The organism is Pseudonocardia sp. OZ21 (assembly GCF_059359135.1).
On sequence record NZ_JCADBN010000020.1, the window covers coordinates 85,321 to 99,865 of the forward strand.

At 72.9% G+C, this 14,545-nt stretch carries 11 protein-coding genes; 9 read left to right on the forward strand and 2 right to left on the reverse strand.

What is annotated here, in order from left to right:
• Positions 1–121: 121 nt before the first annotated feature.
• Complete coding sequence (locus tag AC5L35_RS32460) at positions 122–838, reverse strand: iron-dependent transcriptional repressor DtxR (protein ID WP_495063559.1); 717 nt, start codon at positions 836–838, stop codon at positions 122–124.
• Positions 839–931: 93 nt separating this feature from the next.
• Here AC5L35_RS32460 and AC5L35_RS32465 point away from each other — a divergent pair, with 93 nt between their 5' ends.
• The 3 genes from AC5L35_RS32465 to AC5L35_RS32475 are packed head-to-tail and all read left to right on the forward strand — an operon-like array spanning position 932 to position 5,853.
• Complete coding sequence (locus AC5L35_RS32465; protein ID WP_495063582.1) at positions 932–1,801, forward strand: sulfurtransferase; 870 nt, start codon at positions 932–934, stop codon at positions 1,799–1,801.
• A 37-nt stretch (positions 1,802–1,838) separates the two neighbouring features.
• Positions 1,839–3,008: an acetoin utilization protein AcuC gene (locus AC5L35_RS32470; protein WP_495063560.1), complete on the forward strand. Its 1,170-nt coding sequence runs from the start codon at positions 1,839–1,841 to the stop codon at positions 3,006–3,008.
• Between the two features lies 1 nt (position 3,009).
• Positions 3,010–5,853 (forward strand): bifunctional acetate--CoA ligase family protein/GNAT family N-acetyltransferase, encoded by a 2,844-nt coding sequence (locus AC5L35_RS32475; protein WP_495063583.1) that lies wholly within the window; start codon positions 3,010–3,012, stop codon positions 5,851–5,853.
• Positions 5,854–5,886: 33 nt separating this feature from the next.
• On the opposite strand, the gene AC5L35_RS32480 is transcribed toward AC5L35_RS32475, so the two are convergent.
• Positions 5,887–7,545: a fumarate hydratase gene (locus tag AC5L35_RS32480; protein WP_495063561.1), complete on the reverse strand. Its 1,659-nt coding sequence runs from the start codon at positions 7,543–7,545 to the stop codon at positions 5,887–5,889.
• Positions 7,546–7,575: 30 nt separating this feature from the next.
• Here AC5L35_RS32480 and AC5L35_RS32485 point away from each other — a divergent pair, with 30 nt between their 5' ends.
• The 6 genes from AC5L35_RS32485 to AC5L35_RS32510 all read left to right on the forward strand — a co-directional run bounded on the left by AC5L35_RS32485 (position 7,576) and on the right by AC5L35_RS32510 (position 14,541).
• On the forward strand, positions 7,576–7,701 hold the full coding sequence (locus AC5L35_RS32485) for a hypothetical protein (protein WP_495063562.1): 126 nt from the start codon (positions 7,576–7,578) through the stop codon (positions 7,699–7,701).
• A 34-nt stretch (positions 7,702–7,735) separates the two neighbouring features.
• The gene (locus AC5L35_RS32490; RefSeq protein ID WP_495063563.1) at positions 7,736–10,114 is read left to right on the forward strand and encodes a xanthine dehydrogenase family protein molybdopterin-binding subunit; all 2,379 of its coding nucleotides are present in this window, start codon (positions 7,736–7,738) and stop codon (positions 10,112–10,114) included.
• Between the two features lie 115 nt (positions 10,115–10,229).
• Positions 10,230–11,384, forward strand: a complete 1,155-nt coding sequence (locus tag AC5L35_RS32495) for a serine hydrolase domain-containing protein (protein WP_495063564.1) — start codon at positions 10,230–10,232, stop codon at positions 11,382–11,384.
• 112 nt (positions 11,385–11,496) lie between these two features.
• Entirely contained in the window at positions 11,497–12,324 is an 828-nt protein-coding gene (locus AC5L35_RS32500) for a fumarylacetoacetate hydrolase family protein (protein ID WP_495063565.1), read from the forward strand.
• Between the two features lie 8 nt (positions 12,325–12,332).
• A complete protein-coding gene (locus tag AC5L35_RS32505) occupies positions 12,333–13,061 on the forward strand; it encodes a maleylpyruvate isomerase family mycothiol-dependent enzyme (RefSeq protein WP_495063566.1) in 729 nt (242 codons plus the stop codon).
• A 40-nt stretch (positions 13,062–13,101) separates the two neighbouring features.
• A complete protein-coding gene (locus tag AC5L35_RS32510; protein WP_495063567.1) occupies positions 13,102–14,541 on the forward strand; it encodes an RNB domain-containing ribonuclease in 1,440 nt (479 codons plus the stop codon).
• Positions 14,542–14,545 lie beyond the last annotated feature (4 nt).

Consider the following 14,545-nt stretch of genomic DNA (forward strand, 5'->3'; position numbering starts at 1 on the left):
GCTCATGGGGCGACGAGCCGACGGGGCGCCCGCAGGCGCCACTCGCTGCGGAGCGGAGCGCGTCGGCGGCGCCCACCGTCTCATGCTGCCCCGGGCCACCGGACGAGGGGGACCAACGCGGCTAACGCGCCCGCACCAGCACGGCGTGGGCGATCAGCGGGGCCACGCTGGAGTCGGCGCCGTCGGCCGCCACGGGCACGGGATCACCGAATCGGGTGATCGGTCGCACCTGCACGTCGCGTCCCGGCACGATGCCCGCGCCCTTGAGCTCCGCCATCAGGTCGGCGTCCACCTGCACGTGCTCGGCGATCCGGCGCACCTCCACGCGGCCACCACCACGCCGGGCGAACTCGTCGAGCCGCTGCAGCCCCACCTCGAGCGTGGGCGGAGCCGACACACCCTGCACCGCGTCGTGGAGCTGCGAGAGCTCGTCGAGGCCGGGGATCGGGTTGCCGTAGGGGGAGATTGTCGGGTTGTCGAGCAGTTGCACGAGCTTGCGCTCCACGGCGTCGCTCATCACGTGCTCCCAGCGGCACGCCTCGGCGTGCACGAACTCCCACTCGAGCCCGATCACGTCGGAGAGCAGGCGCTCGGCGAGGCGGTGCTTGCGCATCACCGACACGGCTCGGGACCGGCCGGAGTCGGTGAGCTCGAGGTGCCGGTCACCGGCCACCACCACGAGGCCGTCGCGCTCCATCCGGGCCACGGTCTGGCTCACCGTCGGCCCGCTCTGACCGAGGCGTTCCGCGATCCGAGCGCGCAGCGGTACGACGCCCTCCTCCTCGAGTTCGTAGATCGTGCGGAGGTACATCTCGGTCGTGTCGATGAGCTCGTTCACGCGCTCAGCCCTTTCGTCAAGGCCCCATCCTATCTGTGTCAGGCCTCATGCAGGTCCGCCATCCCCGGCAGAATTGGCCGGGTGACCGCCCCACTGCCTCCGTTGATCACCCCGTCCGACCTTGCAACACTGCTGGACACGTCGGGCGGCGCCGAGCGACCCGTGGTTCTGGACGTGCGCTGGAGGCTCGGTGGACCACCCGGGCGGCCCGATCACGACCGCGGCCACCTCCCCGGTGCGGTGTACCTCGACCTCGACACGGAGCTGGCCGATCCGCCCGGTCCGGCGGGCCGCCACCCGTTGCCCACACCCCAGCGGCTGCAGGACGCGCTGCGGCGGGCCGGCGTGCACGACGGCTCGCGCGTGGTCGCCCACGACGACGGCGACGGGGTGGTGGCGGCGCGCGCCTGGTGGTTGCTGCGCTGGGCGGGCCGGCCCGCCGGCCGGGTGGCCGTGCTCGACGGCGGTTTCGCCGCATGGGTGGCCGAGGGCCTGCCCACCACCGCGGAGCCGTCGCGACCCGAACCGGGCGACGTCACCGTCCGCCCGGGCGGCATGCCGGTGCTGGACGCCGACGGTGCCGCTGCGCTGGCGCGCGACGGTGTGCTGCTCGACGCCCGCGCGGCGCCCCGCTACCGGGGGGAGACCGAGCCGGTCGACCCGCGAGCCGGGCACATCCCCGGTGCGCTCAACGCACCCGCCGCCGACCTCGTCGGCACCGACGGGCGGTGGCTCGCCCCTGAGGTGGTGGCGCAGCGGTTGGCGGCGCTGGGGGTCGCCGCGGAGGCAGGCACGGATGTCGCCGCCTACTGCGGCTCCGGGGTCACCGCCGCGGCGTTGGTGCTCGCGGTCGAGCACGCCCGGCTGCGGCCGCCGGAGCAGCCGATCGCGCTCTACTCCGGCTCCTGGTCCAACTGGTCCGCCGACCCGGAGCGGCCGGTGGCCACCGGTGCCGCGCCCTGACACGCGGCGGCCACCGCGATCCTTTACGGTCGCGGCCATGAGTCCCCGAGCTGCGGTGGTGTGGACGCCCGAGTTCCTCCACTACGACCTGGGCGATGGCCATCCGCTCGATCCGGTTCGCCTCGACCTGACGATGCGCCTCGCCACGGGGCTGGGCGTGCTCGAGGGCGTCGAGCCGCTGGTTCCCACGCAGGCGCCGGACGAGGAGGTGCAGCGGGTGCACGTGCCGTCGTACCTCACGGCGGTGAAGTCGGCGCCCGAGGCCCCGTTCGGAGTGGGGCACGGGCTCGGCACGGAGGACAACCCGGTCTTCTTCGGGATGCACGACGCCAGCGCACTGGTCTGCGGCGGCTCGCTGCTCGGAGCGAAGGAGATCGCCGAGGGCCGGGCCGACCGCGCCGTCAACATCGCAGGCGGCCTGCACCACGCGATGCCCGACCGGGCGTCCGGGTTCTGCGTCTACAACGACTGCGCGGTCGCGATCTCCTGGCTGCTCGACCACGGGTTCGACCGGATCGCCTACATCGACGTCGACGTCCACCACGGTGACGGGGTGCAGGCCGCGTTCTACCGCGACCCGCGGGTCCTCACCGTCTCGATGCACCAGCACCCGATGACGTTGTGGCCGGGCACCGGGTGGCCCGGTGAGTACGGCGACGGCGCCGGCGCCGGCTACGCGGTCAACCTGCCGCTGCCGCCGGGCACGTCCGACAGCGGCTGGCTGCGCGCGTTCCACGCGGTGGTGCCGTCGCTGGTCAGCGAGTTCCGTCCCCAGATCCTCGTCACGCAGTGCGGGGTCGACACCCATGCCGAGGACCCGCTCGCCAACCTCGGGCTGTCCGTCGACGGCCACCGCACGATCTACCGGGCCCTGCGCGAGCTGGCCGAGCACACCGCAGGCGGCAAGTGGCTGGCCGTCGGCGGCGGAGGGTACGGGCTGTTCCGCGTGGTGCCGCGGTCGTGGACGCACCTGGTCGCCACGGTGCTCGACCGCGACGTCGAGCCGCACCGGCCGCTCCCGGCCGGATGGGTCGCCCACGCGGCCGGGCTCACCGGGCAGCAACTGCCCACCTCGATGACCGACGGTCACGACGGCGGCCACGAACCCTGGGGCGAGGGCTCCGACCGCGTGGACGCCGCCGTGCTGGAGACCAGGCGTGCGGTGTTCCCGCTGCACGGCCTCGACCCCGACGATCCCCGTGACTGACGTGGATCCCGCGCCCGCGCCGGCGAGCGGTGGACCGTCCCCCGCGGCGGCCGACCCCGCCGATGCGGGGCCGGGGTACCCCCGCCACTGGGAAGCCGACGTCGTCGCCTCCGACGGCGGCATCGTGCACCTGCGTCCGATCCTGCCCAGCGACGCCGACGCGCTGCTGCGGTTCCACGCGAGCCTCTCCGAACGCACCCGTTACCTGCGGTTCTTCGGCCCGTACCCGCGGATCTCGGAACGAGACCTCGCCCGGTTCACCACTGTCGACCACCACTCGCGCGTGGCGTTCATCGGCGTGCTGGGCGACGAGATCATCGCCGTCGGCCGCTACGAGGGCCTGCCGGGTGACGGCGGCCCGGGTGGCACCACCGGCACGGCGGGCCCCGACTCGGCGGAGGTCGCGTTCGTCGTCCGCGACTCCCACCAGGGGCGTGGACTCGGCTCGATCCTGCTGGAGCACCTGGCGGCGGCCGCCCGTGAGAACGGGCTGCGGCAGTTCGAGGCTGAGGTGCTCATGGAGAACCACCAGATGGTGCGCGTGTTCCGGGAGGCCGGCTACCAGGTCAGCCGGGAGTTCGCCGAGGGTGTGCTCCACCTCGAGTTCGACATCGACCCCACCGAGCGGTCGCTGGCGGTCCGCGATGCCCGGGAGCAGCGGGCCGAGGCCCGCAGCGTGCACAACGTCCTGCACCCGACGTCGGTCGCGGTGATCGGTGCGTCCACCGACCCGGCGAAGATCGGGCACGCCGTCCTGGCCAACCTGCTGCGCGGCAACTTCACCGGGCCGGTGTACCCGGTCAACCCGGAGGCCCGTTCAGTTCGCGGGGTGCGGGCCTACGGCTCGGTCACCGACATCCCCGACGAAGTCGACCTCGCGGTCGTCGCCGTCCCGGCCGCGGGGATCGACGAGGTCATGGACTCCTGTCTGGCGAAGGGGGTCAAGGCGCTGGTGCTGATCAGCGCGGGCTTCGCCGACGCCGGGGCGGGCGGCCTCGTCGCCGAGCGGCGGCTCGTCACGGAGGCGCGCGTCCACGGGATGCGGGTGATCGGCCCCAACGCGCTCGGGGTGGCCAACACCGACGCCGACGTGCGGCTCAACGCCACTCTCGCCCCCGACCTGCCGGGCCGGGGCCAGGTGGGCTTCTTCTCCCAGTCCGGCGCGCTGGGCATCGCGATCCTCGCGGCGGCCAAGGAGCGCGGACTGGGGCTGTCCACGTTCGTGTCGGCCGGCAACCGCGCCGACCTCTCGGGCAACGACATGCTGCAGTACTGGCAGACCGACCCGGCCACCGACGTGGTGCTGCTGTACCTGGAGACCTTCGGCAACCCCCGCAAGTTCGCCCGGCTCGCGCGCCGGCTGGCCCGCACCAAGCCGATCGTCGCGGTGAAGAGCGGCCGGCATTCGGCGCCGGCGGCGGAACTGGCCGCCAGCGCGGTGCCGATCGACGACGCGAGCGTGAAGGCCCTGTTCGAGCAGGCCGGCGTCATCCGGGTCGAGACGTTGTCACAGCTGTTCGACACGGCGCTCCTGCTGGCCTACCAGCCGCTGCCCGCCGGGCCGCGGGTGGCGGTCGTGGGCAACTCCACCGCGCTGGGGCTGCTGGTCAGCGACGCCCTGCTGGACGAGGGGATGGAGCTCGCAGGCCCGCCCGTCGACGTCGGCACGGCCGCCCCACCCGCGGAGTTCGCCGCGGCGGTGGCTGCTGCCCTCGGCCGAGACGGCGCCACCCGGACCGACGCTGACGCAAGCTGCGCCGACCTGGGCGCGGCCCCCGCGAGCGATGCTGACACGAGCGGCACCGACCCGGCCGGGCCCGACCCGGGCGCGGCCGATGCGCTCGTGGTCGTGTTCGTGCCCCCGATCGCCGTTCCGGGCGCTGCGTACGCGCGGGCGCTGCGGGAGGCGGTCGCGGGTGCCGACAAGCCTGTGGTCGCCGTCTTCCTCGCGGCGGAGGGGGTGCCGGCCGAGCTGGCCGTGCCGTGTGCGGACGGCTCGCCGGGCAAGGGGTCGGTGCCCAGCTACCCGAGTCCGGAGCGGGCGACGGCGGCCCTGGCCCGGGTCAGCCGCTATGCCCGCTGGCGCTCGCGGCCGGTCGGTGAGTTCGTCACCCCGCCCGGCACCGACACGGAGCGGGCCCGGAAGCTGGTCGCGCGGTTCGGGGCCACCCGGCGGCACGATCTCAGCGACGCGGACGCACTCGAGCTCCTCGGCTGTTACGGGATCACGGTCAACGACTTCCAGCGGGTCTCCGGGGCCGATGCCGCCGTCGCCGCGGCGGAGGAGATCGGCTTCCCGGTCGCGCTGAAGGCCACCGGCGACCGCTGGCGCCACCGCACCGACCAGGTGGGGGTGCGGCTGGACGTCACCACGAGCGCCGGGGTCCGGCAGGCCCACGCCGACCTGGCGCGGCTCACCGGTCAGGACGAGGTCTACGTGCAGCGGATGGCGCCCAAGGGGGTGTCGTGCGTGCTGGAGGTGGTGGACGACCCGTCGTTCGGTTCCCTGCTGTCGTTCGGGCTGTCCGGAATGGCCACCGAGCTGCTGGGGGACCGGGCCTTCCGGGTGGTGCCCGTGTCCGACCAGGATGCGGCGGCGCTCGTCCGCGCCCCCCGGGCCGCGCCCCTGCTGGCCGGGTACCGCGGCACCGAGCCGGTGCGGTTGGACGCGCTGGAGGACCTGGTGCTGCGGGTCGGCAAGATCGCCGAGGACCTGCCCGAGGTGCGCTCGCTGAGCCTCGACCCGGTGCTCGCCTCGCCCGACGGCGTGTTCGTCACCGGGGCGAGGGTGCGGCTCGGGCCGCCGCCCACCCGGCACGACGGCGGCCCGCGGCGCCTGCGCTGAGGCTCGACGGGCCGCCGGGGGCGGCCCGTCAGGTCAGCGCCGGAACGTCACCTGCAGGGTGGGCGTGCTGACGTCGGCGAAGAAGTCGTTGCCCTTGTCGTCCACCACGACGAACGCCGGGAAGTCCTCCACCTCGATCTTCCACACGGCTTCCATGCCGAGCTCGGGGTACTCGAGCACGTCGACCTTGCGGATGCAGTCCTGCGCCAACCGGGCCGCCGGGCCGCCGATGGAGCCGAGGTAGAACCCGCCGTAGGTGGCACAGGACGTGGTCACCTGCTTGGACCGGTTGCCCTTCGCGAGCATCACCAGCGACCCGCCCGCCGCCTGGAACTGCTCCACGTAGGAGTCCATGCGTCCCGCGGTGGTGGGCCCGAACGAGCCGGAGGCGTAGCCCTCGGGCGTCTTCGCGGGCCCGGCGTAGTAGACGGGGTGGTCGCGCAGGTACTGCGGGATGGGCTCGCCGGCGTCGAGCCGTTCGGCGATCTTGGCGTGGGCGATGTCGCGGGCGACGACGAGCGGCCCGGTGAGCGACACGCGCGTCTTCACCGGCAGCGAGGAGAGCTGCGCCCGGATCTCGCTCATCGGGCGGTTCAGGTCGACGCGCACGACCTCCTCGGAGAGGTCCTCGGACGAGGCTTCGGGCAGGAACCGTGCCGGGTCGCGCTCGAGCTGCTCGAGGAACACGCCCTCGGGGGTGATCTTCGCCCTGGCCTGCCGGTCGGCCGAGCACGACACCGCGATGCCGACGGGAAGGGAGGCACCGTGGCGGGGCAGCCGCACCACCCGCACGTCGTGGCAGAAGTACTTGCCGCCGAACTGGGCGCCGATGCCGAACTCGCGGGTGAGCTCCAGTACCTGCTGTTCCAGGTCGCGGTCGCGGAACGCATGCCCCGCTGCCGAGCCCGCGTCGGGGAGGGCGTCGAGGTAGCGGGCAGAGGCGAGCTTCGCGACCTTGAGGGTGTACTCGGCCGACATCCCGCCGACGACGACCGCCAGGTGGTACGGCGGGCAGGCCGAGGTACCGAGCGAGCGCAGCTTCTCGTCCAGGAACGCGGCGAGCTTCTTCGGGTTCAGAAGCGCCTTGGTCTCCTGGTAGAGGAAGGTCTTGTTGGCCGAGCCGCCGCCCTTGGCCATCACCAGGAACTCGTACTTGGGCGCCTGCCCCGGCGTGCTGTAGAGCTCGACCTGGGCGGGCAGGTTGGTGCCGGTGTTCTTCTCGTCCCAGAACGACGTGGGCGCCATCTGCGAGTAGCGCAGGTTGAGCTCGTCGTAGGCCTCGAAGACGCCGCGCGACACGGCCTCCTCGTCGTTCCCGCCGGTCAGGACCGTCTCGGTGCGCTTGCCGACGATGATGGCGGTGCCGGTGTCCTGGCACATCGGGAGCACACCGCCCGCTGAGACGCAGGCGTTGCGCAGCAGGTCGGTGGCCACGAACCGGTCGTTCGGCGACGCCTCGGGGTCGTCGACGATCGAGCGCAGCTGGGCGAGGTGCGACGGGCGCAGCATGTGCTGGATGTCGTGCACGGCCTCGCGCATCAGCGCGGTGATCGTGGCCGGGTCGATCTCGAGGAAGGTCCGGCCCGGTAGTGACGGAACCTCGACCACCCGTCCCGGTGGCAGGTCGAGCCGGCGGTATTCGGTGTCGTCAGGACCGAGAGGGAGCACGTCGACGTGGCGGAACTCGGGCACCCGAGGAACCTAACAGCGCCGGAGGCACACATGGATCGGGAGGCCGGACCGGCCCCCGACCAGTCCGACCTCCCGGAGGACGCGCGAGCGGACGAGCCGACCGCGCAAGGTCTCGACATGACCTTCTCCCGCCCGCCGCGACACGTCAACTGCTGAGCGTTGCGAAGCAACGTTCCGTAGTGTCAGCACCATGGCTGGATCGATTCTCGGCACCTCCGTCCGCCGAGTGGAAGACTTCGAACTGATCACCGGGGCCAGTACGTATGTCGGGAATCTCGCCCTCGACGGCGTGCTGCACCTCGCCTTCGTCCGTTCCCCACTGGCTCATGCCCGCATCGTCGGCATCGACAAGTCCGAGGCGGAGGCCGCTCCCGGCGTCGTCGCGGTCTTCACCGCGGCCGACCTCGACCTCCCGGCACACCACGGCCTGATGGTCGTCAACCCCCAGGTCCCGCGACCGCCGCTGGCCACCGACCGCGTCCGCTTCGTCGGTGAGCCCGTCGCGGTGGTGGTCGGCGAGACGAAGGCCGCCGCCGTCGACGCGGTCGAGCTCGTGGAGATCGACTACGACCCGCTGCCCGCCGTGGTCGATGCGGAGGCCGCACTGGAGCCCGGCTCCGAGCTTCAGTTCCCCGAGCTCGGCACCAACCTCGCGGCCGGCATCCGCTCCGACACCGATCCGCTCGCGGACGCCGAGGTGGTCGTCCGGGCCCGCATGGTCAACCAGCGGCTCGCGGTGATGCCCATGGAGGGCAACGCCATCGCCGTGCTCCCCGGCCCGTACGGCGAGGACCGCGCCGGGGACGAGCTGACGATCTGGGTGTCCACCCAGATGCCGCACGCCTTCCGCAACGTGATCGCCGGCCTTCTCGGTATCGACGCGGACCACGTCCGCGTGATCACGCCGCACGTGGGTGGCGGGTTCGGCGGCAAGGCAGGTCCGCTGGCCGAGCACACGACGTCCATCTGGACCGCGCGGGCACTGAACCGACCGGTCACCTGGGTGGAGACCCGTTCGGAGAACCTCGTCTCGATGCCGCACGGCCGGGCGCAGGTGGGCTACTACGAGCTGGGCCTCACCCGCGACGGGGTCATCACCGGCATGCGGGCGCGGGTGGTGGCCGACAGTGGCGCCTACGCGGGGTTCGGCGGTGCACTGGCACTGGGCCCGACCTACATGCTGAGCCAGGGCGTCTACCGCATCCCGGAGATCGGCTTCGACGCCGCGGTGGCCCTCACCAACACCACCCCGGTCGGCGCCTTCCGGGGGGCGGGCCGTCCGGAGGCCGCCGCCTACCTCGAGCGGATGATGGACATGGCAGCGGTCGAGCTGGACCTCGACCCGGTGGAGATCCGCCGCCGCAACTTCATCCAGCCTGCGGACTTCCCGTACACGACGGTCACCGGCATGCACTACGACATCGGTGACTACGACCTCCCGCTGCGGGAGGCGCTGCGTCTCGTCGACTACGAGAAGGTCCGCGAGGAGCAGGCCACCCGCCGGGAGTCGGGCGACCCGGTGCAGGTCGGCATCGGGGTGTGCGTCTACGTCGAGATCACCGCGGGCGGTGGCGGCACCGAGTTCGGCTCGGTCACCGTGCACGCCGACGGGTCCGCCACGATCTCCGCGGGCACGTCCGGTCACGGTCAGGGCCACCCCACCGCGTTCGCCATGCTCGCCAGCGACCGCCTCGGCATCCCGATGGACAAGATCACGTTCGTGCAGTCCGACACCGCGGTGGTGCCGCGTGGCGGCGGCACGGGCGGCTCGCGGTCGCTGCAGATGGGCGGCAACGCCGTCCGCGCGGCGGCGGAGGACGTCCTCGAGCAGGCCAGGAAGCGGGCGGCGGCCATGCTCGAGGCGAGCGTCGACGACGTGGAGCTCACCGAGAACGGCGAGTTCGGCGTGGCCGGTGTGCCCTCGGTGACGCTGACCTGGGCCCAGGTGGCCGGGGCCGCGGTGGCCGATGGTGGCGAACTGGCGGCTGCGCTCGACTTCAAGCAGGAGGGCGCGACGTTCCCCTTCGGCGCCCACGTGTCGGTCGTCGAGGTCGACACCGAGACCGGCCGGGTGACACCGCGCCGTCACGTCGCGGTGGACGACTGCGGCCGGATCCTCAACCCGCTGATCGTGAACGGTCAGCAGCACGGCGGCCTGGCCCAGGGCATCGCCCAGGCGCTCTACGAGGAGGTCGTGTACGACTCGGAGGGCCAGCCGCTCACCGGCACGCTGGCCGACTACCGGATGCCGAGTGCGGCCGACCTGTTCACGTTCGAGACCGCCAACACCGAGACGCCCACGCCGATGAACCCGCTGGGTGCCAAGGGGATCGGTGAGTCCGCGACGGTGGGCGCGACGCCCGCGGTGCAGAACGCGGTGGTCGACGCGCTGCGTTCGATCGGGGTCCGGCACGTCGACATCCCGTGCACGCCCGAGCGGGTGTGGCGGGCCGTCCAGGACGCTCGTTCCGGAAGTCCCACCGACCCGTGGCGCGAGCCGCCTGCCGTCTTCGCGACGCTGCCGGTCCGCTCGGCCTCGACGGCTGCGGTGGAGGGCGGCGAGATCTGACGGAACCCGGCAACTCCTCCCCGTCGGGTCAGGTTGGACACCGTCGCTACGTGACCGTCGCCCAGGTTCGCGCGAGAGTGATGGTGGACACATCTTCGACGGGGAGGAGTCGCCGGTGAGCCCGACGATCGACGCGGTGCTGCGCAAGGCGGTCGACAGCGGGGCGGTGCCCCACGTGGTGGCGGTCGCGGCCGACCGCAACGGCGTGGTCTACGAGGGCGCGGCCGGGTCCACGGTGGCCGGGGGCGACGCTCCCGTGTCGCCCGACACCCACTTCCGGATCATGTCGATGACGAAGATCGTCACCACCGTGGCCGCGCTGCAGCAGGTGGAGAAGGGCACGCTCGACCTCGACGCTCCCGTCGACAGCTACCGGCCCGAGTTCGCCGACGTCCAGGTCCTGGAGGGATTCGACGGCGACACCCCCCGGCTGCGCCCGCCGGCGAGCCGCGCCACCGTGAAGCAGCTCATCACCCACACGGCGGGGCTCAGCTACTGGTTCTGGAACGCGGACATCGCGCGCTGGCAGTCCGTGACCGGCACTCCCACCGTGCTCTCCGGCTCCACCGTGATCTTCACGGCGCCTGCGGTGGCCGACCCGGGCACGAAGTTCGAGTACGGGATCAACACCGACTGGCTCGGCAAGGTCGTCGAGGCGACCGCAGGCGTGCCGCTCGACGTCGCGGTCACGGACGGCATCACCGGCCCGCTCGGGATGGCCGAGACGTCCTTCGCGCCCACGGACGAGCAGCGGGCGAACCTCGTGGCGTTGCACGTCAAGGACGATGACGGCAGGTGGACCGACATCGGCGAGGTCCTGCCCGGCTCACCGGAGTACTACGCGGGTGGGCACGGCCTGCACTCCACACCGCGGGACTACCTGACGTTCCAGCAGGCGCTCCTGCGCGGCGGCACGTTCGAGGGCACCACGATCCTGCAGCCGTCCACGCTCGACGCGGCCTTCACGAACCAGATCGGCGATCTCGACTTCCCGGCGGCGATCGAGACGGCCGACCCCGCCTCCTCCTTCGGTTTCAACGCCGGTCCCGGCTACAAGTGGGGCTACGGGCTGCTGCTCAACACCGCGGACGTCCCCGGTATGCGCCGGGCCGGGAGCGGCGCGTGGGCCGGGTTGATGAACACCCACTTCTGGGTCGACCCCGCGGCCGGTGTCACGGGTGCGATCTACAGCCAGTTCCTGCCGTTCGTGCCCGAGGAGGCGCTGGGCGTGTATGCCGACTTCGAGCGCGCCCTCTACGCAAGCCTCTGAGCTGTGATATTCCGGTTCGTGGAGTCTTGCGCCCGTGAAGGCCGCCCCCGATCGCGTGGGCGGCCCGACGCTCGGCGAGACTCGCACCCGTGACGACTGGTGAGGAGACGCGATGAGGCTGGCGACGATCCGGACGGCCACCGGGAACCGTGCGGTCCGGGTGGATGCGAATGCAGCTGTCGAGACGGGTGACGCCGACGTGCGTGCGCTGCTGGAGCGGCCGGACTGGGCCGACCACGCGGCGGCCGCTGCCGGACCGACGCACCCCCTCGACGGGCTGGACTACGCGCCGTTGGTGCCGTCCCCCGAGAAGATCATCTGCGTCGGGCTGAACTACCGCGACCACGTGCGGGAGATGGGCCACGACATGCCCGAGTACCCCACGCTGTTCGCGAAGTACGCCCCGTCGCTGGTGGGTGCGTACGACGACATCGTGCTGCCGCGGATGTCGGAGAAGATCGACTACGAGGTCGAGCTCACCATCGTGATCGGCCGGTCGGTGCGGCACGCCACCGCGGAGCAGGCGGAGGCGGCGATCGCCGGCTACACCGTGCTCAACGACGTGAGCGTGCGCGACTACCAGAACCGCACGTCGCAGTTCCTGCAGGGCAAGATGTTCGACCGGACCACCCCGCTGGGCCCGTGGCTCGTCACCTCCGACGAGGTGCCCGACGGTGGCCTCGAGGTCAGCACGGTGCTCGACGGCGAGACGTTGCAGAGCTCCACCACGAACGAGCTCGTGTTCTCCCCGGTCGACCTCGTCGTCTACCTGTCGGAGATCATCACGCTCAACCCAGGCGACGTGATCGCCACCGGCACCCCGGGTGGCGTGGGTCATGCCCGGAAGCCGCCGCGCTACCTCACGGACGGCGCGGAGCTCGTCACCACCGTGGCCGGGGTCGGAGAGCTCCGGAACACGTGCCGGCTCGAAAAGTCATGAGTCGCGTGATGAGCGCGGACACGGGCAACCGGGCGCTGACCAACAACTTGGCATGGGCCGGTGACGGGGCAGCGCACCTGCGCGGGCTGATGACCAGGATGGGCGACGACGCCTTCGCGGCGCCGTCGACCCTGCCGGGCTGGAGCCGGGCGCACGTGCTCACGCACATCGCGCGCAACGCCGACGGGCTGATCAACCTGCTGACGTGGGCGCGCACCGGCGCCCCCACACCGGCCTACGCGAGCGCGGAACAGCGCGACGCCGACATCGCCACAGGCGCGCGTCGCCTGCCGTCGGAGATCCGTGAGGACGTCCTCGCCTCGTCGGACCGGTTGGCCCAGGTCGTGCGGAAGATGCCGCGCGAGGCCTGGTCGGCTCGCGTGAAGGACGTGCAGGGCCGGCAGCTCCTGGCGTCGGACATCCCGTGGCTGCGGGCGCGGGAGATGTGGATCCACGCCGTCGACCTCGACGTCGGGGCATCGTTCGCCGACCTCCCGGCGCCGATGCTCGCCGAGCTGATCACCGAGGTGGTGGCGGCGATGGGGGATAAGGAGGAGTGCCCCGGCCTGCACCTGGTGGCTCCCGGATGCACCTGGACCACCCGCGACCGGCCCGACGCGCTCACCGTCTCCGGCTCGGCCACGGAGTTGATCGCGTGGCTGCTCGGCCGTAGCAGGGGCCGTCTGCTGCACTGCTCGAGCGGTGGAAAGCCGCCCACCCTGCCGCGCTGGCTCTGACGGACGGCGGCCGGGCAGGTCCCGTGGCACGCTCCTGGGCGTGCCCGTGTCCTCCACCCGACCGCTGCGCGCCGCGCCCCTCTTCGCCGCCGTCCGTGCGGAGTTCGCGCTGCCGGTCGGGTTTCCGGCCGCGGTGCTCGCGGAGGCGGCTGCGGCCGCGGACCGTCCACCCGTCGACGGGCCGGGCCGGGTGGACGCCACCGACCTGGAACTGGTGACGATCGACCCGCCCGGCTCGAAGGATCTCGACCAGGCCCTCGGCGTCGCGCGGCGGGACCACGGCTTCCGCGTGCACTACGCGATCGCCGACCTCGGCCGGGTGGTGGTCCCGGGCGGCGCCCTCGACGAGGAGGCGCGCCGGAGGGGGCAGACGATCTACCTGCCCGACGGGTCGGTGCCGCTGCATCCCCCGGTGCTGTCCGAGGCGGCGGCAAGCCTGCTCCCGGACGGCCCGCGTGCCGCAGTGCTGTGGACGATCGACCTCGACGACACGGCCGAGCCGGTGAATGTCGATGTCCGCCGCGCCGTGGTCCGGTCGCGGGCCCGGTTGGACTACGCCGGTGTGCAGGCCGACGTCGACGCGGGGCGGGTGCACCCGGCGGTGGCCGCACTGCCCGAGCTCGGCCGGCTGCGACGGGCCCACGCTGTGCGGCGCGGAGCCGTCGAGCTGGAGCTGCCCGAGCAGGAGGTCGTGCCGGACGGCGCAGGAGGCTGGACGCTGCGGGCCCGGCGGCGGCTGGACGTCGAGGCGTGGAACGCGGAGATCTCGCTGCTCACGGGAATGGCGGCCGGGAGGATCATGCTGGACGCCGGGGTCGGGTTGCTGCGCACCCTGCCCGCGCCGGAGCCGCAGGCTCTCGAGACGTTCCAGCGCGCGACCCGGGAGCTGGGGTTCGCGTGGGCGCCGGGCGCGAGCGCCGCCGAGGTGCTGGCCGGCCTGCCCGCCGACGACCCGGCCGCACTGGCGGTGCGCCGGGCCGCGACGACGCTGCTGCGCGGTGCGGGGTACGCGGCGTTCGACCGGGAGGCCGGTGTGCCCCCGCCCGAGGACGCCGGTCACGCTGGGATCGGAGCCCCCTACGCGCACGTGACGGCGCCGCTGCGGCGGCTGGCCGACCGCTTCTGCACGGAGCTCTGCCTCGCGGTGACCGCGGGTGTGGAGCCGCAGGCGTGGGTGCGGGAGGCGCTGCCCCTGCTGCCGGAGGTGATGGCGGAGTCCGACGCGTTCGCGGCGAAGGTCGACCGGGCCTGTCTCGACCGCGCCGAGGCCGCGCTGCTCGCCGGGTGCCTGGGGGAGGAGTTCGACGCCGTGGCACTGCGACCCGGTGGCGCGGAGGGGGAGCCGGGCGAGATCTACCTGCCCGACCCGCCCGTGCTGGCCCGCTGCACAGGGGCGCTGACGGCGGGTGCCGTGGTGCGGGTGCGGCTGGTGGCCGCCGAACCCTCCACCGGCCGGATCGAGTTCGTCGCCGTGAGCTGAGGCG